The organism is Pseudomonas sp. (genome assembly GCF_030150285.1).
Taxonomy (GTDB): domain Bacteria; phylum Pseudomonadota; class Gammaproteobacteria; order Pseudomonadales; family Pseudomonadaceae; genus Aquipseudomonas.
The window spans coordinates 43,914-63,865 of sequence record NZ_JASLGE010000053.1 but is presented as its reverse complement, the minus strand read 5'-3'; the positions used below and the strand labels follow the sequence as shown (position 1 = coordinate 63,865).

Genomic DNA, 19,952 nt, shown 5'->3' with positions numbered 1-19,952 from the left:
AATCTACCCATGCAGTACGAATGATGAGGTGTCTGGCCACCTGCCAATAAATAAATGATGCACTTGGGCAACAGCGTCTACGCTCATAGCCATCGGCGCTGAAACTACGCCTTTAGTTAATTATAAGAAGGAGCAGCTCGTGGCCGAACCTGTACGTCCCCTCGCGTCCCAGGGTGCACCGGTGCACATAGAAACCAATGGCTACCTGCTGCGCAGCCTGACGGCGCAGGATGTCACACCACGTTTTGTTGAGTGGTTGAATAATTCAGAAATGCTCAGGGGATTGAACCTCGCTTCGCTGAACCTCAACCTGGAACAACTTAAAGCATTTGTTACCCGCTTCGATAACGTCAACAGTTTTATGATTGGTATATTCGACCCTGGCAATGGCTTGTTAATCGGCTTCTACACCCTTGATATTAATCATGTCCACCGTGCCGGTAACATCACCACAGGCCTGGGTGAAAAAGACTATCAAGGCAAAGGTGTACTGTGGGCAACCATTGATGCCTTGTTGGACCACTTTTACCTGTACCGCGGCGTCGAAAAGATCACCGCGCGTGTCCTTGCTCGTAACTTGGGCATGCTGTTTAACTTCCGAAGCAATCTGCGCTTTAAATTCGAAGCAAAGTTAAGCCGTGAATGCCTGGGGCCCGATGGTAAGCGCTTGGATGTTTTAATTTTCGCCTCGCACAAGGCCCCCTAATGGAGGCGCTGCGGCCAACACCTACCCGCAACCGACAACTGGCTGCGCGCATCGGCGGCTTCAGCAGTTTGTCCGCGGCACTGGACTACGCCGCTCAAGGAGAAACGGGGCTTAATATCTACTCAAGCCTGGGCCAGTTACAGTTATGCCTGAGTTTTACAACCTTGCGCACGCAGGCCACGCTGAGTGCACGCCACCTCAATAGCTTAAAGCTGCCTCGTGGCAGTTATGTCGCGCTAATAGGTGAAACCAGCGGCGCATTCTTCAGTTTGTTTTTTGCCTGCCAATACTCGGGTCTGGTGCCGTGCGTATTGCCTTACAACACCCATCCTGGGGGTAAGTTGGCCTATGCAGAGCAACTGCGGCACATGCTCAGTGCCTGCGGTGCACAGCTATTAATTGCCCCCGATTCGTTAGCCGAGTGGCTGGTTGATACCCAATTAACCGAAGGCCTGCAGGTGCTTGGTGAATCACAGCTAAATGACTTGGCGCTCGAGGTTGAGTCGTTGTTTTTATCGCCTGATGAAAGCGCCTATGTTCAGTTCTCATCCGGCTCAACGTCGGACCCTAAAGGCGTGCTCATTAGCCAAAGGGCGGTGTGTGACAACATCGATGCGATTCTTCATGACGGCATGAACCTGCACAGCGCTGATCGTGCATTCTCTTGGCTGCCGATGTACCACGATATGGGCCTGGTAGGTTTTTTCCTGGCGGCGCTGAGTGCTCAATGCAGCGTCGATTACCTAAGCCCGATCAGTTTTGCCAAACGCCCGAGCCTGTGGCTGCAACTGATGTCGGACAACCGCAGCAGCATCACGTATGCCCCAGCGTTCGCTTACCGGCTGGCACTGCACAGGCTTAAAGATGCCGCCGAACTGGACCTCTCGAATGTGCGCATTGCCGGTATTGGGGGGGAGTTGATTCGCCCCAGCGTGCTTGAGGAATGCAGTAAAGGTCTGGAGAAACATGGCTTTCAACGCCATGCATGGCTACCGAGTTATGGCCTGGCGGAAAACTGTTTGGCGGTATGCATCGGCCAGCCGGGCCAAGGGCTTGAACTCAGTCATGACCCCTCAGGGCAACCGTCTGGCAGGGTACTCATGTGCTGCGGGAGACCGTTGCCAGGCAGCGAAATACGCATCTTGAACAATCAGGGGCACGCGCTATCTCACGGTCAAATTGGTCATATCTGGCTACGCAGCAGCAGCCTCATGCAGGGGTATCTACACGGTGCTCAGCTAGACCGTTCAGTATTCGATGAACACGGTTTTATGGACACTGGCGACTTGGGTTACTGGCACCAGGACCAGTTGGTCATCAGTGGTCGCAGCAAAGAATTGATTCAACTACGCGGGCGTAATGTGTGGCCCCAGGACATTGAATGGGCTCTGGAGCGAGTGGAACCGTTAACGCCTGGTGATGTAGCAGCCTTTGCCATCGTTCAGGATGATGAAGAACACTTGGTTGTACTGATTCAATCGCGTCTGCACCACGACCTACAGCGCAGCCAAACCTTACTTGGCCAGTTGAGCAGTACGCTCAGCCAGCATTTCGGTATAAATGCAAAACTGCATCTGCTGTCTCCACGTAGTTTGCCGCTGACCAGTTCAGGGAAACTGTCGCGTCTTAAAGCGCGCGACGCTTATCTGCGTGGCGAATATACAGTCAGCTGAATTTATGAATTATTGGAATGGAATGCCATGGACTATATGTTTGAAGCGAAAAAAATCTTATCCGGCAGTTTATTCGTGCCCATCGAAAAGATCGATGATGACGCCGACATAAACGCGGCACATGAGATCGACAGCATTAATTTCGCGCTGATTGTGGTCGAAATCGAGGAGTTCCTGAAAGCTGAAGTCGACCCCATGGAACTGCTTGAAATGCGTACCGTGCGCGACCTGGCGAATATTCTTGAAAGCGGTTCACGATGAGCACCCCTCACTTTGAGGGTGCTTACCATGAGGTCGCCAACTGGCTGTACGAATTAGCCCGTGAACATAATGGTGAAAACCTGTGGGTCGATATCAAAGGCAGCCCAATGTTGTTAGTGCAGCGCTTGCAGGAAGCCGACCAGGTGTTGCGCTTAAATGCGGCCAACTACCAAAAAAACATGCATTGGTTTCGCCATATGCTCGGCCCTTCACGTTTCAGTGAAGACGGCCACGCGTGGGAAATTCGCCGCGAGCTCACACAGCGCTATTTGGCCAAGTTTGACCGGGAACAGACTTTTACGCTGGCCTTGCAACAGGCTCAAACCACGGTACGTGAGTTGGCTGATGACAGCGCCAGCGGTGTTGAGCATTTAAGCGAATCAAAATTACGGCGCTTGGTATTGTCAGTGCTGGTAGAAAACTTCTTCGACGTCCCTCTGAGCGAGACCGGTGTCGATTTAGACCACCTGGCCAACATCATGGATTTTGTCTCCGAGTATGTGTTTGTGCCCACGGCGGGCAACCTTCTTAACCACCAGCGGCTGAGTTTGCTACCCACTTTGCGTCGGCAAATTTTCGAAGATTTTCGGCGCTTTCGTGACAACACATTGCCCCCGTCACCGATGCTGGACAGCCTGTTAGCCGCCGATCAAGACCCCGCCAATAACATCCAGTTAGAGCATGAGCTGCTGACGTTTTTCACCATTGGTGCCGATACAACGGCGGCAGCCGTAGGCTGGGCGTGTTATTTACTGGCGCGCTACCCCGATTTACAACAGCAGTTGCGTGAGGCGCTCGCCCCGTTTTGGGCATCGCCTGACATTAGCTGGAAGCAACTGAGCCAAGTTGAACTGCTCGAAGCCTTTGTATCGGAAACCCTTCGCCTGTACCCACCCACGCCCATCGTCACACGCCTGGCTTATGGTCAGGATGAGGTGGGTGAGCACAAGATCGAGCCCGGGGCCAATGTTTCAATATCAATCGTGGGTATCCAGCATGATGCCCAGAACCATCCTGATCCGTGGAGACCGCATCTTGAGCGCTATCGTAACAACGCCAGTTCCGGTGCCAATGTGGGGTTTATCTTCGGCCCTCGGGTGTGCGGTGGCAAAAAGTTCGCCCTGATAGAGCTGGCGACGTTTATCGCGGTGTTCTTGCACAAAGCCGAGTTCAGCCTTAATCACGATCAAACGCCGAGCTTTTATTGGAAGACGCTGATGCTGCGCGACGGTGGTCAACCCGTGCACGTCAGCCTGCGCCACTAACTCTGGAACCTGAATATGAAAACTTGGTTAATCACCGGTGCCAGCAGTGGTATCGGTTATGCAACGTGCGCGCAGGCACTGGCCCGTGGCGATCGGGTGATCGCCTGCGCACGGCGTCTTGATCGCCTGGAAGCGTTGCAACAGCAGTACGGTGCCCAGTTGCACTGCATCCACTTGGACCTGGATGACGCCGACGCTATTAGCCGCGTGATCGAGCAAGCCTTTGCAGGGGGCGATCACATTGATGTCGTGCTTAGCAGCGCCGGCTACGGTTTGTTTGGGGCGGTGGAAGAACTCGACCGCAACCAAATTGAAGCCCAACTGCGCACGAATTTGCTGGGTTCTATTTTGCTGCTTCAAGCGTGCTTACCCTTTTTGCGCAAGCAAGGCCATGGCCACTTAATGCAACTGTCGAGCGAATGTGGCGAAATGAGCTTTCCGGCCCTTGCCTTGTACCAGGCAAGCAAATGGGGCATTGAGGGCTTTTGCGAAGGTCTGCGCAAGGAAGTGCAATGTTTGGGTATTGAAGTCACCTTGGTTGTCCCAGGGCGAGTCTCAACGCGGTTTGACGAGAACATCGTTACGCCTCGCCAACTGATTCCCGCTTATCAGGGCAGCACAGTGGGTAACTATAGGCGGTTGCTGGCGATGGGTAAGTTCCCAAGCCCGGGCAGTGTTGAAAATATGGCCACGGCCATTATTCAATGCGCCGATAACCCACAACCGCCCCTCAGATTGATCTTGGGCAGCGACGCTTACAAAAATATCCACCGCGCGCTGAACCAACGCTTACAGGAATTAAACGCCCAAGCGCACAGTGCGGGTCAAACGGACAGCGCACCCCCAGCCAAACCTCAACACCCGCCTGCCAGTGTACTCACCTGAAGGCCAAACCTTGGGCTTGAGACACCGCCGTCGTTCTTCACGGCATACCTCAAACTCACCGCTCCTGCCGTGACCGACAAGGTGCATTTCGGGTTTCACATTTTTATGGGCAACTGACGCAAGGCTGGTTATCATACGCGGCGTTTCGCGGAGAGGTGGCCGAGTGGCCGAAGGCGCTCCCCTGCTAAGGGAGTACACCTCAAAAGGGTGTCGGGGGTTCGAATCCCCCCTTCTCCGCCATTATTTGAAAAGCCCTGTAATTCAATGAATTACGGGGCTTTTTGGTTTTCGATTCCACTATTCATTTCTACTGCTCATCCCCCATTTTTTCCAGTTGCCACTTTCCAATCAACTTGGGGGTCAGGCGGCTGGAAAATTCGTGTGATAGGAACATTGTCGAACAAGTACCTCAATCTGGGCGGCTGGCAGCTCAGGTATTCGGCAAAATCCCGTTGATCCCTCTGCTGTACACACTAGAAGCGACGCTCGTCACAGGACGGTCCCGCCATCGGCCTGTTGCTGTGCAAAAGTAAGAACAAGGTAGTGGCCGAATACCAATGGGTGGAGTCCCTGCCGGCAGAGCTGCAAACCAGCCTGCCCAGCATTGAACAGATCGAGCGCGAGCTGCTTTTAATGCTCATCAGCAAGCCGCTGTAGGCGTACGAAACCGGTCGGTTACAACACCGATCGTGAGGTTTCAGGTTGCTGAAATTCGTTTCAAATTGAACGCCAGCCCGTTATCGCTGCCGTTTGTTATCGTTAAAACATCATGTTAATCAGCGTCTTATATTTTTTTCGTGTTGTGGCATCGGTCTTGCTATGAAGGAGGAAACAACAACGTTCGTTTTTGATGACGAACACTTTCTCTGGGGGTTACGCATGAACCACCGCATCAAGATCATTATTCCGATTCCCATGGATCAGGCCGGTGCCGACAACCGTGCGGCGCAGTTGCCGGCCAGTGTCATTCTTCCCGGTTTTTCCCCCGAGTTTGTGCCGGTTGCCAAGGGCGCATCGCTCGCCGATAGCGCTTACGACGTGCTACTGATGGATTTCTCCGTTGTGCAGGCGGGCCTGCGGGCTCAGGAGGAAGGGTACAGCGCCGTGTGCATCGACACGGTCAGCGATTCAGGCCTGGCCGCGCTGCGTTCGCGCCTGGACATTCCCGTGATCGCACCGGGCATTGCGTCGTTTCATATGGCCTGCATGCTTGGCAAGAAATTCAGTGTCATCACCATGTGGGATGAGTGGTTTCCTCTTTACGAAAAAAACCTGACTGAGCACCACCTGTGGCCACGCGTGGCGTCGCTGCGTTCGATCAAGACTCGCCCTGACCTCAAAGAGTTGCTGGAGGGCAAGGAAGAGGTGGTGTTTGCCAAGCTTGAGGCCGAAGCGCGGCGGGCAATGGATGAGGACGGTGCCGATGTCATCGTGCTCGGTTCCACCACCATGCACCAGTCCCATGCCTACCTGGCCGAGCGCCTGCCGATTCCGGTGATCAACCCTGGCCTGGTGTCGTACAAGCTCTGTGAACTGTTCCTGACCCTGGGGCTCAAGCAGAGCCGCAAGGCGTACCCCGCTCCGCAACACCTCAACGACGCCGCCTACCACGGCTTTGCTGGTCAATAATATCAATAAGGAGAGCCTGCCCCATGAGCCGTCTTACCCGTGAGCAACTGAGTGATCTGGCCACCGAACAGTACTTTGGTAACGTGGACAATAAAAACATGCAGGCGGTCTTGGACTGCTGCCACGAGAACGTGCAATTCACCATCCAAACCGACAACCTCACGCACGACGGCCATACCGGCGTGCGCAAGATGTTCGACAACTTGTTCAACAACTTTGAATACATCTGGCACGGCGATTTTGAACTCGCCATCGACGTTGAAAAACAGACGATCTGCTCGCGTTTCAACGTGCTGCTGAAGGACCCTCAAGGCAACGAAACCCGCCTGCGTAACTGCAACTTCTGGTACGTCGAAGACGGCAAGTTCCGCCGCGTGTTTGTGTTTATGAGTGGCGAGAACGTGCTGCGCTAACCGCGCCACCTGTGTACCCGGGCGCATGGCCGTGATGCTGCCCGGTGTGCTGTACCTCACGCCGGTTCTCACGGTGTGCAGCGTGCACAAGCCCGCCCCGCAAGGGCGGGGAACTCACCAGAACAACAATAATGGATGAGCGACATGACCCAGCCAAAGACACCGGGGGAGCTGTGCTACCCCTCGATTTTTACGCCCCTGAAAATCGGCAACATCACCGTACGCAACCGGTTGATGCAAACGGCCCATGCCAAGGGCTTTGCTTCGGCCGAAGGGCTGACCAACGACCGTGACATTCACTACCAGGCCGAGCGTGCCAAGGGCGGTATCGGTTTGATTGTGACCGGTGCCCGCCACGTTCACCCCAACTCCACAGGGCCCAACCGCTCGCTGGCCCGTGGCAACCGTGAAGAAATGGTCGAGCGCGATGCCGAGATGGTGAGCGCGGTGCACGCGTTTGGCGGACGGATCATTGCTCAGTTGATTCACTTCGGCCCCCAAGGGCGCAGTGGTGCGCTGGACGACTACCGCGTGCTGTGGGGGCCGTCGACCATGAAGTCGCCCGCCTACAACGAGTGGGCCAAGGAAATGACCAAGACGCAAATGGACGAGGTGTCGCAGGCCTTTGCCGACACGGCGTTGAAGTCCAAAGTCGCCGGGTTTGATGGCGTGGAGATGCATTACTCCCACGGCTACCTGCACCAGCAATTCCTGTCGTTTGTGTACAACAAACGTACCGATGAGTACGGCGGTAGCCTGGACAATATCGTGCGTTTTCCCATTGAAACGATGCAGCGCGTGCGCGAGGCCGTAGGGCCGGATTTTGTGATCGGTATTCGGGTGTCGCTGGACGAATGCACCGTTGACGGGATGCACGCCGACACCGCTATCCAAATGACCACCCAACTGGTCGAAACCGGGCTGATCGATTACGTCAGCGCCACCGCCGGTACTTACGCCGCCCACGCGGACCAGATTCCGCCGGGCGATTACCCGGAAAACTGGCTGGTGGAGGACGGCGCACGCTTGCGTGCGGCGCTGCGCAAAATCAGCGACATTCCGGTTTTTATCGTGGGCCATATTGTCGACCCGGCCAAAGCGGAGTCGTTGATCGCCAGCGGCGCGACCGACATGGTGGCCATGACCCGCAGCCAAATCGCCGACCCTGAGTTTTGCAACAAGCTGCGTGACGGCCGCGAAGACGAAATCAACCACTGCATTCGCTGCAACCAGGCGTGCATTGCGCGGTTGATGGCAGGCAATGCGATTTCCTGCGTGGTGAACCCCGCAGCCGGCCGTGAGCAACGGTTTGGTTTGCACACGCTGCAACCGGCGCACACGCCCGCGCGTTGGCTGGTGGTGGGCGGCGGGCCGGCCGGGATGAAGGCGGCGTTGACCCTGCGCGAGCGCGGTCATCAGGTGACACTCGTGGAGAAGGGCGACCGCTTGGGCGGCCAGCTGAACCTGGCGGCGCTTCTGCCGCGTCGGCAGAAGTTCGGCTTTATTCCCCGTGACCTGGAGCGGCAACTGCGCAAAGCCGGCGTCGAGATCCGCCTGAATTGCGCGATGAGCGCCGATGATGTGGTTGCCTTTGCTGCCGACGGGGTCATTCTGGCCACCGGCTCAACACCGTTGAAAACCGCCTTTACCTCGACCCGACCCGCCGTGGACCGCGTACCCGGTACCGAGCAGCACAACGTGTACAGCGTGGTTGACGTGTTGGAAGACCCGTCGCAGATCGGCAAACGCGTAGTGCTGTTCGACGAAGACGGCGGTCGGTATGCGCTGGGCACGGCCGAGTTCCTGCTCGACCGTGGCCATCAGGTGCACGTCGTCAGCCGCTTTATTTCGCTGTCACCCAACCTCGCGCTGACGCTGGATTTACCGGTGAATTACCAGCATGTGTTCCGCAAGGGGCTCACCTACACCCTCAACAGCTGGGTGCGCCATATCAATGGCCAGCAGGCGCAGTTGCTCAACCTGTTTACCGACCAGGACGGCGAGTGCCTGGAAGCGGACAGCTTTGTGATCGCCGCCGGGCATAGTTCGCACGATGCGTTGTACCGCGCGTTGCAAGGCCGGGTGAGCAACCTGCAGTGCATTGGCGATGCGCGCTTGCCCAGACCCCTGCAGGACACGATCTACGAGGGAATGTTGGCGGGCCGCGAGTTGCTGGACGACCCCGCGCGGTTTATCGAACAAGGTGAGCTGGAAGGCTTCGGTGCCGACTGGCGCAGCACCATGGGCGCACCCGGTGTTTAACCGGTTGTCTGCCGGGGAGAAAAGCAATGACTGTTGAACGTTATCCGCACCTGTTTCAACCGTTGCAACTGCGCGGGCTGACCCTGCGTAACCGCATCATGCAATCGGCCCATGCCATGGCCTTCAACTCGCCCGATGGGCTGACCAATAACCGCGACATTTTTTACCACGCGGCACGGGCCAAGGGCGGCATTGGCCTGATGGTGACCGGCAACCGGCTGATCCACCCCACCTCGAATACGTTTTGCCGGGGCTACCCCTATGGCTATCGTGAGGAAATGGTCGAGCGCGACACGGCCTTGACCGAGGCTGTGCATGGCTTTGGCGCGCATATCTTCGCGCAACTCAACCACTTTGGCGTGATGGGCGAAACCCACGCGATGGATGACTACCGGGTGCTCTGGTCGTCGTCCAACATCAAGTCGCCGGTGTTCGGTGAAATGGCCAAGGCCATGGAACGGTCGGACATGGACGAGATCGTCGAAGGCTGGGTGCGCTCCGCCGAATACTCGCGGCTGGCCGGGTTTGATGGGGTGGAAGTGCACCTGGCTCACAGCTATTTGCTGCACCAATTCATCTCGCCGTTGTTTAACAAACGTGACGACGAATACGGCGGCAGTTTCGAAAACCGCATGCGGTTTCCGCTGGAAGTGATCCAGGCGGTGCGCGATAAAGTCGGCCCGCAGTTTGTGGTCGGCATTCGTTTGTCGATGGACGAAATGGTGCCCGGCGGCATGGAAATCGCTGACTGGATAAAGGTGGCGCAGACGGTTGAAGCGACGGGCAACATCGATTACATCATGGCCACCGCCGGGGTGTACCAATCCGCCACCTACATCATGCCGCCCTACGATGTGCCGAACGGCTGGCTCGTAGACCCGGTTGCACGGCTCAAACGCGCCGTGAAGCTGCCGGTATTTTGCGTGTCGGGCATTGGCAGTGCCGGTGAAGCCGAGGCGATTCTTGCCCGTGGCGACGCCGACATGGTGGCCATGACCCGTGCGCAAATTGCCGACCCGGAGTTCGCGCGTAAAACGGCTGAAGGGCGCGAGGACGAGATTTACCACTGCCTGCGCTGCAACCAGGGCTGCGTGTCCCGCTTGTTTCACGGCACCTCAATGACCTGCCAGATCAACCCGGCGACCGGCCGTGAAGAAGTCTTTGGCCCGCAAACCCTGGAACTGGCTCCCGTTGCCAAGCATTGGGTCGTGGTGGGCGGCGGCCCCGGCGGCATGAAAGCCGCCGAGGGGCTGGCCCAGCGCGGCCATCGCGTGACGCTGCTGGAAAAGGGGGCCGAGCTGGGTGGGCAAGTCAACCATATCGTGCGCCTGCCGCGTCGGGATTCCTTCGCCTGGATTACCGAAGACCTCAAGGTGCACATGGCCAAGGCGGGCGTGCAGGTACGGCTCAATTGCGAGGCCAGTGTCGAGCTGATCAAGGCGCTGCAGCCCGACGGCGTGATTGTGGCCACGGGCTCTTTGCCGGATCGCAGCGGCTACTCCGACATCAACCCCTTGGTCGACCGGGTACCGGGGCTGGACGCTGACCACGTATTGACCGCCCTGGACGTGCTGGCGCATCCCGAGCGGGTTGGCAAGCGCGTGCTCGTGCTGGACGAGGAGGGTAACCGCTATTCCGCCGGCATCGCCGAGTTGCTGATGGAGAGCGGCCATGAGGTGCATGTGGTCACGCGGTGGAATGCGCTGTTCCACCGGTTGGGCACCACCCTCGACCAACCCCTGGTGTACGCCAATTTGTTCAGCCGTGGCCTCACCTACACGCTCAATGCATGGGTGAGTGAAGTGCGCGGGTCGGCGGTGGACCTGTTCAATCTGTACAGCGCCGACGTGGAAACCCTGGAGGGTTTTGACAGCATCGTGTTGGCGGTTCGGCACCTGCCGGTGGACGGCCTGTACCACGCGCTTAAAGGCGAGTTGGCGAATGTTCATCGTGTGGGCGATTGCGTGGTGCCGCGTAAAACCGATCACGCGATTTTCGAGGGCTTTCTTGCCGGGCGCGAGATATTCGACAACTGGAAACGCTACATCGAACCCGGTGCCATTGAGCAGTTTGATGGCCCCATTGAAACGGCCCGTTTTATCTGATTCATCGTGAGCTGCTCCTTTGCCGGCACCGTTGTGTGACCGGCTTTTTTTTGCCTGAAATTTGGCCTGGGCGTGCGAGTGCTGACGCCGGGATTTAACCGGGTCATTCAATTTGGAAAAATAATTTCACCCTGCAATAGGGGCCAGGTTGCAGCCTGGCAATACTGTTCAGTTTTCTATAAAAAATACAATAAAAACAAAGACATAAAATTATTTTAAGAGTTGGCAAGCGGCTTGCAATACCTCTTTTGCGGATATTTCAAACACGTAAAAAGAGAATAACAATGAGCAAACCGCTAGAGGGAATTCGGGTCCTCGATCTGACTCACATGCTGTCCGGCCCCTACGCCGGAATGATCCTCGCCGACCTGGGTGCGGACACGATCAAGGTCGAACCACTTGCGGGTGAAGGCACTCGCGCATTGTTGGCCAAAGACCCACGGCATTCGCTCAACGGCATGGGGGCCTACTTCCTCACGCTCAACCGCAACAAGCAAAGCGTGTGCATCGACCTCAAAAGCGAAGCCGGCCTGCAAGTGTTCTACGACCTGGTGCGCAAGGCCGACGTGGTGCTGGATAACTTCAGTGCTGGCGTGACGCAAAAACTCAAGATCGACTACGCCCACCTGCGCACGATTAACCCGCTGATCATCACCTGTTCGGTCTCAGGCTTTGGTCAAGACGGCCCCAATTATTTGCGCCCCGCGTTTGACCAAGTCGTGCAGGGCATTGGCGGCGGTATGTCGATTACCGGCGATAACGCCCAGACGCCCACCCGTGCCGGCATTCCCATCGGCGACTTGGGCGGTGGCATGTTTGCGGTGATGGGCCTTCTCGCCGCGTTGCAAGCGCGGCACAGCAAAGGCCACGGCCAGCACGTGGACATCAGCATGCTCGACTGCCAGATCAGCATGCTCAATTACATGGCCACCATGTACTTCCTCAGTGGCGAGAACCCTGAGCCGCTGGGCAATGGCCATTTCGTTCATGTGCCTTACAACACGTACCGCACCGCCGATGGCTTCGTCATTATCGCGGTGATCTTCGACAGCTTCTGGGACAACCTGGTGAGCGTGATCGACGTGCCGGTATTGCGCGATGAGAAGTACAAAACGCAAGCCGGGCGCTTGGCCGACCAGGCGCTGATTGACGGCACCCTCAAAGAAATCCTGATCACCCAGAGCACTGATTACTGGGTCGAAAAATTATCGGCCGTGCGCGTGCCCTGTGCGCCGGTCAACCGCTTCAGCGAAGCCTTGGCCGACCCGCAAGTGCGCCACCGGCGCATGGTGGTGAACATTGCGCACCCCGAGGGTGGCAGTGTCGAGGCACCGGGCAACCCGATCAAACTGTCCGTTGACGACGAAGAAAGCTTTAGCGCACCGCCGCTGCTGGGCCAGCATACCGACGCGGTACTGGCGCGGGTGCTGGGTTACGACGCGGCGCGCATCGCCGCGCTGAAAAACCAGCAGACGGTGGGCTAAACCATGAGCGATTTTGTCATCGTCAATGAAGTCGGTCCGCGCGACGGCCTGCAAAGCCAGGGCAAAACCCTGACTGTCGACGAGCGTTTGCAGCTGATTGAAGCGTTGCTCAGCAGCGGTATACGCCACATTGAAGCGGGCAGTTTTGTGTCGCCCAACGCCGTGCCGCAAATGGCCGGAACCGCCGAATTGTTCGGCAGGTTGCCGTTGCGCAACGAGGCGACTTACTCCGCGTTGGTTCCTAACGTACGTGGCTACGAATTGGCCCTTGCTGCGGGCGCACGCTCTATTGCGGTGGTGTTGTCCGCCACCGAAACCATGAACCAGCGCAATATCAACATGAGCCTGGAACAGACCACGGCCGTGTGTGCGCAACTTATGCAGCGCGCCCGTGAAGACGGCATCGATGCCCGCGCCTATGTGGCCGTGGCCTTCGAATGCCCGTTCGAAGGGCTGACCTCGCCCGCCGTCGTCGAGGCGCTGACCCTGCGTATGGTTGAAGCCGGTGCGGGCAAAGTGATTGTGGCCGACACCATGGGTGCCGCCAACCCGCAGAGCGTGAAACGCGTGCTGGAGCGGCTTGGCGGGCTCGATGCGGCGAACACGCTGTCCTGCCACTTCCACGACACGCGCGGCATGGCGCTGGCCAACGTGCTGGCCGCCCTGGAATGTGGCGTGCGTGAGTTCGACAGCTCCATCGGCGGCCTGGGCGGTTGCCCGTTTTCCCCCGGGGCCAGTGGCAACCTCGCGACTGAAGACCTGGTGCTGATGCTGCACTCCATGGGGCTGTACACCGGCATTGAGAGTGACCGCCTGGTGGCCGCTGTTGAGCAGGCCCAACGGCTCACCGGAGCCACCCTTGGCGGGCACAGCTACCGCTGGTTGCACCGCGAGCGTAACAAGCGCCAGGAGGTGACCAATGGTTAGTTTCGTCGCCAGTTGGCTGGCGCGCCTGGCCCCGTGGATGGTGATTGGCGGGCTGGCGTATGCCGCCGTGTTTATTCAGCCGAGCGTTGAGTCGGTACCGCTTCACCAGCCCTTGCTGGAACGTCGCGACCTGTTCTTTGACGGTGCCGTACAGGGCGATCAGCTGTGGGTGATTGGCCAAAATGGCGCGTTGCTGTCCAGCGCTGATGCCGGCAACAGCTGGGACCGTGAAGAGCTGCCCGGGCGCAGCAATTTGCAGTCGATTGCCGTGTCGCCCGAGGGGCGTCAGGTGGTGGTGGGCAACCAGGGACGCGTGTGGACACGGGTGTCTGACCAGGCCTGGCAAAGCGCGCAACTACCGGTATCGGAACTGGCCGGCAAGCTGCTAAGCGTGAGCTTTATTGACGGCCATTTCTGGGCCGTGGGCGAAATGGGCGCGCTCTTTCGCAGCGACGCTGATGCACAGCACTGGCAAGCGTTGGGCGATGAAGCCGACGTCACCTTTAACAGCATCCGTGCAGGTGCCAACGGCGACCTGTGGATCACCGCCGAGTTTGGTCGCCTGCTGCGCAGCCGTGATCAAGGGCTGACCTGGACCCCTGTCGAGCTGGGCAGCGAAAGCCTGCGCGCACTGGTGTTCAGTGGCAGCACCGCCATGGCGGTGGGCAATCGGGGCGAGGTCTACCTCAGCAGCGACAGCGGCGATCACTGGCAAGCGTTACCGCACTTCACCACCGAGCATTTGTTCGACGTGGCGGTGCATGACGGTCACTGGGTTGTGACGGGCGACCGCGGCGCGCTGTTTCGCAGCGACAACCCGGCCAGCGGCTGGCAAGCGTGGACCCCGGCGGGGCTCGACAAGAGCTACCACAGCCGGTTGCTCGACAGTGAACACGGTGTGGTCGTTATCGGCCAGCAGCTTGGGCTGTTGCGCGACAACGATTTGCAGATCTGGCCGCAGGAGTCCGTACGATGAACCCCTTAATGAACCTGGCCGCGAGCATTTCCGAGTGGGCTATCCGCCAGCGTGTGGCCGTGTGCGTGGTGATCGCCCTCATCACCCTTGGCTTTGCAGCTGCGCTGACCCAGCTGGATATTCGCACTCACTTTAGCGACATGGTCCCCCACGACCACCCCTACGTGAAGGTGCACCAGAAGTACCAGGACAGCTTTGCCGCCAGCAACCGCGTAACCATTTTGGTTAAGGCCAAGGAGGGCGATATTTTTCGCCTGCCAGTGCTGCAGGAGATCCGCCGTATCACCTATGACTTGCAGCAGGTGGAAGGGGTAAATCCGCTGCAAATCACCTCACTGGCGTCGAAAAAACTCAAGCGCGTCAACGCCTCCAGCGAGGGCATCGAAACCCAGCCCATGATGTGGCCCGACCTGCCGTCCGACGAGCAAAAGATGCTTGAGTTGCGCCAGGCGGTGCTCAATAACCCGCTGGTGTACGGCCTGTACGTTGATCGTGACCTGGGCTCAGCGCTGATCCAGGTGGACTTCTACGACCACTTGGTCGACTACGGGAAAATCTTCCCGCAGATCGAGGCGATTCTTGAGGCGTCGCCGATCAAGCAAGAGGTCAGCCTGCACGTGGTGGGCGAGCCGATTTTGTATGGCTGGGTGGCGCACTACCTGCACGAAACCGTGAGCATCGCGCTGCTGTCGTTGGCCGCCATGTTGGTGCTGTTGTTTATCTTTAGCCGTACTTGGCGCGGCACCGTGTTGCCGCTGATTGCCGGCGTGGTATCGGCTATTTGGGCACTCGGCGTTGGCAGCCTGCTGGGCTACAACTTTGATCCGTTGGTGATCGTGGTGGCGTTCATCATCACCGCCCGGGCGTTCTCCCACTCGGTGCAGTTGATTACCCGCTTCGACGACCTGGCGGTGGGCGAATCGATTGACCCGCGCAAGGCGGCGCAACAGGCCATGCGCGAACTATTTCGCCCGGGCATGCTGGGGTTGTATGCCGATGCGGGTGCCATTTTGTGTGTGATTCTGACGCCCATTCCGCTGATGCACAAAGTGGCGATCATTGGCGCAATCTGGGTCATGACCATCGCGGTGTCGGCGGTGCTGCTCACGCCGGTGCTGCTGTCTTTTATCAAGCACCCGCAGGGCTACGTGCACCCGATCAACCTTGACGGCGTGCTGCAGGTCTTTATCCGTGCGGCCAGTTGGGTGGTGAAAAGCCGCGCACGTTACGCCGTGGCCCCCATCACCCTGGTACTGCTCGGCGGCTTCCTGTTCGAGGCCACACGGCTCAGCGTGGGCGATGCCAGCGATGGCTCGCCGATCCTGTGGCAGAAGTCATCGTTTAACCAGGACAGCGCACTGATCAACCGCTTGTATCCCGGTTCCGAACAGATGTTTGTGGTGATTGAAGGCGACGCCCCGGACGCGCTGAAAATGCCTCAGGTGCTGGATTGGATGCAGCGCTTCTCGCGCTACATGGAGCGCCAACCGGAGATCGGTGGCAGCGTGTCGATGGCTGACATCGTGGTCGACATTCGCCGCAACCTCTACGAAGGCAACCCGCGTTACCGCGAACTGGGCGCTACCCAGCTGGAAAACGGTGAACTCATCAGTTTCTACATGCAGGGGGCCGACCCGGACGACCTGGCGCAGTTCGCCGACGTGAAGTTCCAGAACGGCGCGATCACCTTGTTCTTCCGCGATCACAAGGGCGACACGCTGCGCAAGGCCACCCATTACGCCAACCAGTTTATTCAGGACAACCCGTTGGAAGGGGCGCAGGTCAAGTTGGTCGGTGGGGTGCTGGGCATCATTGCAGCGGTCAACGAGATTTTGTTGGGCGACCAGATTGAAGCCATCGCCCTGGCGTTTCTCGTGGTGGTCTTGTGCTGCCTGGTGGTGTACCGCTCCTCGGTCAGCGGGATCTTTTTCATCATCCCGGTGCTGATCTCCAACGTGGTGACTTTTGCCTTCATGGCGTGGCAGGGCATCGGCATGAGCATCAGCACGTTGCCTGTGGTCGCCCTGGGCATCGGCCTGGGCGTTGATTACGCCTTCTATATCGTCGATTCAATCAAGGAATACCTGGAGAAGAACCCAGGCGCCGAGCCGCTTGATGCGGTGCTGCAGTCGCTCGGTTCGGCTGGCCGAGGGGTGCTGTTAACAGCCTTCACCTTGGCCGCTGGCGTGCTGTTCTGGTCGGTCTCTTCGCTCCGGTTTCAGGCGGAGATGGGAATGCTCATTGGCCTTTGGCTAATGGTCTCGGCGTTCACGTCGCTCTTCGTCATGCCTTCGCTTGCGCTGGTGTTCAAGCCGCAGTTCATCTTTGAACACCGCCATTCGAACAGTGCTCCTGGCACTGAACCTGTCCATCAACCTGAACACATCGGGAATTGAAGATGAGCGCTAAGAAAAATAAGACGAAAGTGCGATTCATCAGCTCACCACAGGCCTGCGCCTTGGTGTTGGCTGGAATAGGGCTGAACGGAGCCGTGCAGGCAGACGACGGCTTTTTTGAAAACTGGGAGGCAAGCGGCTACATCCGTCAATACATGTCCTGGAACCTTGAGAATCCCTACGTGCCGGACCCGGCCAACAACGGCGAGCCCAGGGGCAACTACCGCTACGACCTGTCGATGGCACGGTCGGTGGGTAAGCTAAACCTGTTCAAGGACTTTGGTAACTCGCAGTTCAGCATTTCCGGGCGAGCGTCTGAAGAGTACGAAACCAACTACCTCAAAGACTTGCAGGCGTCGATGGACGGCTACGCCGCCACCGACCTGTTCAGCTCGCGAAACAAGTCCAGTGTCAATTTGATGGACGACGTATACAACGGCGTCGAACTGCGTGAATTGTGGTGGCAGACCACCTTGGCCGAGAACACCACCGTGAAGCTGGGCAAACAGCAGGTGGTGTGGGGCGAGAGTGACTTCTTCCAGTCCATGGATGTGGTCCAAGGCTACGATTTCCGCTGGCGTTCGTTCCTGGAACCGGAAAACGAGGAACTGCGTAAACCCCTGTGGATGCTCAACCTGGTGCACCGTTTTGACAGCGTGGACGGCACCCTCCAGGCGCTCTACATCCCCGGCAAGATGAACCCTGCCGACCAGCGCGGTAACAGCTACGACTTGGAAGGCGGCCGTTGGGCCAACAACCCGAACAAGGGGCTGACGTTTGCCTCGGCCCCCTTCGGTGCCGACGTGCCGTACAACTACAACCACAAAGACGCCAATATGGACGATGGTTCCTATGGCCTGCGCTGGAAAGGTATGGTTGCGCAGTGGGAGTACTCGCTGGGCTGGTTCCACGGCCCGTCCAACAACCCGGTCATCAACCCGAACCCGGACAACCCGCTGGGCGTGGGTAACTCGGCCAGTGGTCGGCCCTTCATGGGTGCCTATAAAGGCGATTACAACTCGGACCGCTCCTCCACCGTGGGCGAGTTGATTTTCCCGTACATCGACACCTTTGGCATCACCGCCAACCGTTACCTGGAAACCCTCGACGCGGTGTTCTCAGCAGAGCTCTCCTACATTCCCGACTCGCCCTACAACGTTGGGGTTGATGCCGGCGAGTCTGGCGGCTGCGCGTTTTTCCCGGGCTTCTGCGGGATTATCGAGAAGGACGTGGTCAAGTCGATGCTGCGCATGGACAAGCAGTTGGCGCTACAGAGCTACTTGGGCACCAGCCGTCCATCGTTCTTCTCGTTGCAACTGTTCAATACTTGGATCACGAACTACAAGCGTAGCGATGAAGTGGTTAACAGCGCCGGGTTCAGCGGCCGGACCAAAGAGTACTCCACCATCGTCACCGCGATCCTTGCCACCAACTACGACAACGACCGGATCAACCCAAGCCTGGCAGTGGGCAGCGACCTCACGTATGGCGGCGGTTTTGTGATTCCCAGCGTTGAGTTTGCCTATGGCGACAACTGGCGTGTGCGCGTTGAGGCCGACATTTTTTTCAACGACGAAAGTCAGAAGCGCACCTTGCGTGATTTCAACAACACCAACCTCTTCGGTTACTTCAAAGGTAACGACCAACTGGCTGTGCGTCTGACTTACCAGTTCTGATCTAGGAGACAACAATAATGACGATCCTGATGAACCGCCTGGCCGCCTCGCTGGCGCTGACCTTAACATTCACCCTGGGTGTCCAGGCTGCGCCTTTAACGGCAGGCACCACGCTGACCGGTGCCAATCTTGGCCAGCACCTGGGCGACACCTTTGAAGGCCATAAAATCGGTGACTTGCTGACTGAGCGTATGCAGCAGTTGATGCACGAGGAGGGCTTAACCATCATCCTCAAGGCTTCGCAGCCGGTTGTTCTGGGCAAGGATTTCGAAGCCGCGACCAAGGCCAACGCCGGCAAAGCCGTGTACAACAAAGACACCCGTCAGGTCGACGGCTGGGTCAGTGGCGTGCCGTTCCCGAATGTCAGCGCCGACGACCCGGATGCCGCCGCCAAACTGATCTGGAACCACCACTACGCGCAGCCCACCAAAAACCTGCAGGATTATCCCAAGTTTGCGTACTTGTTCATCAGCGACAAGACCGGCCTGGAGCGCAAGCAAGAGTGGGCGTTCAAACGCTACTTCATGAAAGGCCGTTTGGGTTCCAACGATGTGATCGAGGGTGACGGCAGCATCCTCAGTAAAACCCTGTTATATGCGACCTACCCCAACGATATCCGTGGGCTGGGGCTGTTCACCATCCGCCACGACTCGCCAAAACTGGAAGACTCGTGGGCTTATATCAAGTCCGTGCGGCGTACGCGTCGCTTGTCGGGCGGCACCTGGATGGACCCCATCGGCGGCACCGACCAGCTCAACGACGACATCGAGATTTTCAACGCTCACCCCAGCTGGTATGCCGGGTACAAACTGCTGGGCAAGCGCTGGATTCTGGCCGTTCCCAACTCCACCACGCAGGCCTGGAAACAGGGCGCGTCGGGCGATGCCGAGTTCCCCATCATCGACCTGGCGAACGCCCCGCACTGGAACCCGAAGGATGGCTGGGAGCCGCGTGAGGTGTGGGTGATCGAAGCGATTACGCCGCCGGAGCACCCTTACAGCAAGAAGGTGTTGTACATGGATACCCAGTTCCCACGCTTCTACCAAGCGGAAGCCTATGACCGTAAAGGGCAGTTCTGGAAGTGGATGAACTACCACTTGAAAACCATCAAGACAGCCGACGGTGATACCGGCATCGTGTCATCTGCAGGTTTCACGATCGACTACCAACGCCGGCATGGCACCGCGTTCATCCTTAGCGATGAAGGGCGCCTCAATACCCCAGGCGTTAAGGGTGACGATGTCAACCTGCGGGAACTGGAAAAAGCTGCTCGTTAGCCCTGTATGGCCGGGGC

15 protein-coding genes and 1 tRNA gene are annotated in these 19,952 nt (G+C 58.0%); all 16 read left to right on the top strand.

Annotated elements, in window-relative coordinates; all coding sequences use genetic code 11:
- Positions 1-139 precede the first annotated feature (139 nt).
- Positions 140-706, top strand: coding sequence for a GNAT family protein (locus Q1W15_RS11875; protein WP_300728302.1), 567 nt, complete (start codon positions 140-142; stop codon positions 704-706).
- Positions 706-2,379 (top strand): AMP-binding protein, encoded by a 1,674-nt coding sequence (locus tag Q1W15_RS11870; RefSeq protein ID WP_300728299.1) that lies wholly within the window; start codon positions 706-708, stop codon positions 2,377-2,379. Before Q1W15_RS11875 ends, Q1W15_RS11870 begins: the two co-directional genes overlap by 1 nt.
- Positions 2,380-2,406: 27 nt before the next feature.
- Positions 2,407-2,640 (top strand): acyl carrier protein, encoded by a 234-nt coding sequence (locus tag Q1W15_RS11865; RefSeq protein ID WP_300728296.1) that lies wholly within the window; start codon positions 2,407-2,409, stop codon positions 2,638-2,640.
- On the top strand, positions 2,637-3,905 hold the full coding sequence (locus Q1W15_RS11860) for a cytochrome P450 (protein ID WP_300728293.1): 1,269 nt from the start codon (positions 2,637-2,639) through the stop codon (positions 3,903-3,905). Before Q1W15_RS11865 ends, Q1W15_RS11860 begins: the two co-directional genes overlap by 4 nt.
- Positions 3,906-3,920: 15 nt before the next feature.
- Complete coding sequence (locus Q1W15_RS11855; protein WP_300728290.1) at positions 3,921-4,790, top strand: SDR family oxidoreductase; 870 nt, start codon at positions 3,921-3,923, stop codon at positions 4,788-4,790.
- 149 nt (positions 4,791-4,939) lie between these two features.
- Positions 4,940-5,030: transfer RNA gene (locus Q1W15_RS11850), tRNA-Ser, on the top strand.
- A gap of 639 nt (positions 5,031-5,669) precedes the next feature.
- The gene (locus Q1W15_RS11845; RefSeq protein WP_300728287.1) at positions 5,670-6,419 is read left to right on the top strand and encodes an aspartate/glutamate racemase family protein; all 750 of its coding nucleotides are present in this window, start codon (positions 5,670-5,672) and stop codon (positions 6,417-6,419) included.
- Between the two features lie 23 nt (positions 6,420-6,442).
- Positions 6,443-6,832 (top strand): nuclear transport factor 2 family protein, encoded by a 390-nt coding sequence (locus tag Q1W15_RS11840; protein WP_300728284.1) that lies wholly within the window; start codon positions 6,443-6,445, stop codon positions 6,830-6,832.
- Positions 6,833-6,976: 144 nt separating this feature from the next.
- The gene (locus Q1W15_RS11835; RefSeq protein WP_300728282.1) at positions 6,977-9,094 is read left to right on the top strand and encodes an FAD-dependent oxidoreductase; all 2,118 of its coding nucleotides are present in this window, start codon (positions 6,977-6,979) and stop codon (positions 9,092-9,094) included.
- 26 nt (positions 9,095-9,120) lie between these two features.
- Positions 9,121-11,199, top strand: coding sequence for an NAD(P)-binding protein (locus Q1W15_RS11830; protein ID WP_300728279.1), 2,079 nt, complete (start codon positions 9,121-9,123; stop codon positions 11,197-11,199).
- A gap of 284 nt (positions 11,200-11,483) precedes the next feature.
- The gene (locus tag Q1W15_RS11825) at positions 11,484-12,683 is read left to right on the top strand and encodes a CaiB/BaiF CoA-transferase family protein (RefSeq protein WP_300728276.1); all 1,200 of its coding nucleotides are present in this window, start codon (positions 11,484-11,486) and stop codon (positions 12,681-12,683) included.
- A gap of 3 nt (positions 12,684-12,686) precedes the next feature.
- Positions 12,687-13,610: a hydroxymethylglutaryl-CoA lyase gene (locus Q1W15_RS11820; RefSeq protein WP_300728273.1), complete on the top strand. Its 924-nt coding sequence runs from the start codon at positions 12,687-12,689 to the stop codon at positions 13,608-13,610.
- Entirely contained in the window at positions 13,603-14,586 is a 984-nt protein-coding gene (locus tag Q1W15_RS11815; RefSeq protein ID WP_300728270.1) for a YCF48-related protein, read from the top strand. Before Q1W15_RS11820 ends, Q1W15_RS11815 begins: the two co-directional genes overlap by 8 nt.
- Positions 14,583-16,982, top strand: coding sequence for an efflux RND transporter permease subunit (locus tag Q1W15_RS11810; RefSeq protein WP_300728268.1), 2,400 nt, complete (start codon positions 14,583-14,585; stop codon positions 16,980-16,982). Before Q1W15_RS11815 ends, Q1W15_RS11810 begins: the two co-directional genes overlap by 4 nt.
- Positions 16,983-16,984: 2 nt before the next feature.
- Positions 16,985-18,658 carry a DUF1302 family protein gene (locus tag Q1W15_RS11805; RefSeq protein WP_300728265.1) on the top strand — a complete coding sequence of 558 codons (1,674 nt, stop codon included), beginning with the start codon at positions 16,985-16,987 and terminating at the stop codon, positions 18,656-18,658.
- A gap of 17 nt (positions 18,659-18,675) precedes the next feature.
- A complete protein-coding gene (locus Q1W15_RS11800) occupies positions 18,676-19,935 on the top strand; it encodes a DUF1329 domain-containing protein (protein WP_300728263.1) in 1,260 nt (419 codons plus the stop codon).
- Positions 19,936-19,952: the final 17 nt, after the last annotated feature.

What these genes read in the sequence shown, in the direction of transcription:
- Q1W15_RS11805 (WP_300728265.1), top strand. Translation starts at nt 16,985, where the DNA reads ATGAGCGCTAAGAAAAATAAGACGAAAGTGCGATTCATCAGCTCACCA.
- Q1W15_RS11815 (WP_300728270.1), top strand. Translation starts at nt 13,603, where the DNA reads ATGGTTAGTTTCGTCGCCAGTTGGCTGGCGCGCCTGGCCCCGTGGATG.
- Q1W15_RS11860 (WP_300728293.1), top strand. Translation starts at nt 2,637, where the DNA reads ATGAGCACCCCTCACTTTGAGGGTGCTTACCATGAGGTCGCCAACTGG.
- Q1W15_RS11865 (WP_300728296.1), top strand. Translation starts at nt 2,407, where the DNA reads ATGGACTATATGTTTGAAGCGAAAAAAATCTTATCCGGCAGTTTATTC.
- Q1W15_RS11800 (WP_300728263.1), top strand. Translation starts at nt 18,676, where the DNA reads ATGACGATCCTGATGAACCGCCTGGCCGCCTCGCTGGCGCTGACCTTA.
- Q1W15_RS11855 (WP_300728290.1), top strand. Translation starts at nt 3,921, where the DNA reads ATGAAAACTTGGTTAATCACCGGTGCCAGCAGTGGTATCGGTTATGCA.
- Q1W15_RS11835 (WP_300728282.1), top strand. Translation starts at nt 6,977, where the DNA reads ATGACCCAGCCAAAGACACCGGGGGAGCTGTGCTACCCCTCGATTTTT.
- Q1W15_RS11825 (WP_300728276.1), top strand. Translation starts at nt 11,484, where the DNA reads ATGAGCAAACCGCTAGAGGGAATTCGGGTCCTCGATCTGACTCACATG.
- Q1W15_RS11810 (WP_300728268.1), top strand. Translation starts at nt 14,583, where the DNA reads ATGAACCCCTTAATGAACCTGGCCGCGAGCATTTCCGAGTGGGCTATC.
- Q1W15_RS11830 (WP_300728279.1), top strand. Translation starts at nt 9,121, where the DNA reads ATGACTGTTGAACGTTATCCGCACCTGTTTCAACCGTTGCAACTGCGC.
- Q1W15_RS11820 (WP_300728273.1), top strand. Translation starts at nt 12,687, where the DNA reads ATGAGCGATTTTGTCATCGTCAATGAAGTCGGTCCGCGCGACGGCCTG.
- Q1W15_RS11870 (WP_300728299.1), top strand. Translation starts at nt 706, where the DNA reads ATGGAGGCGCTGCGGCCAACACCTACCCGCAACCGACAACTGGCTGCG.
- Q1W15_RS11845 (WP_300728287.1), top strand. Translation starts at nt 5,670, where the DNA reads ATGAACCACCGCATCAAGATCATTATTCCGATTCCCATGGATCAGGCC.
- Q1W15_RS11840 (WP_300728284.1), top strand. Translation starts at nt 6,443, where the DNA reads ATGAGCCGTCTTACCCGTGAGCAACTGAGTGATCTGGCCACCGAACAG.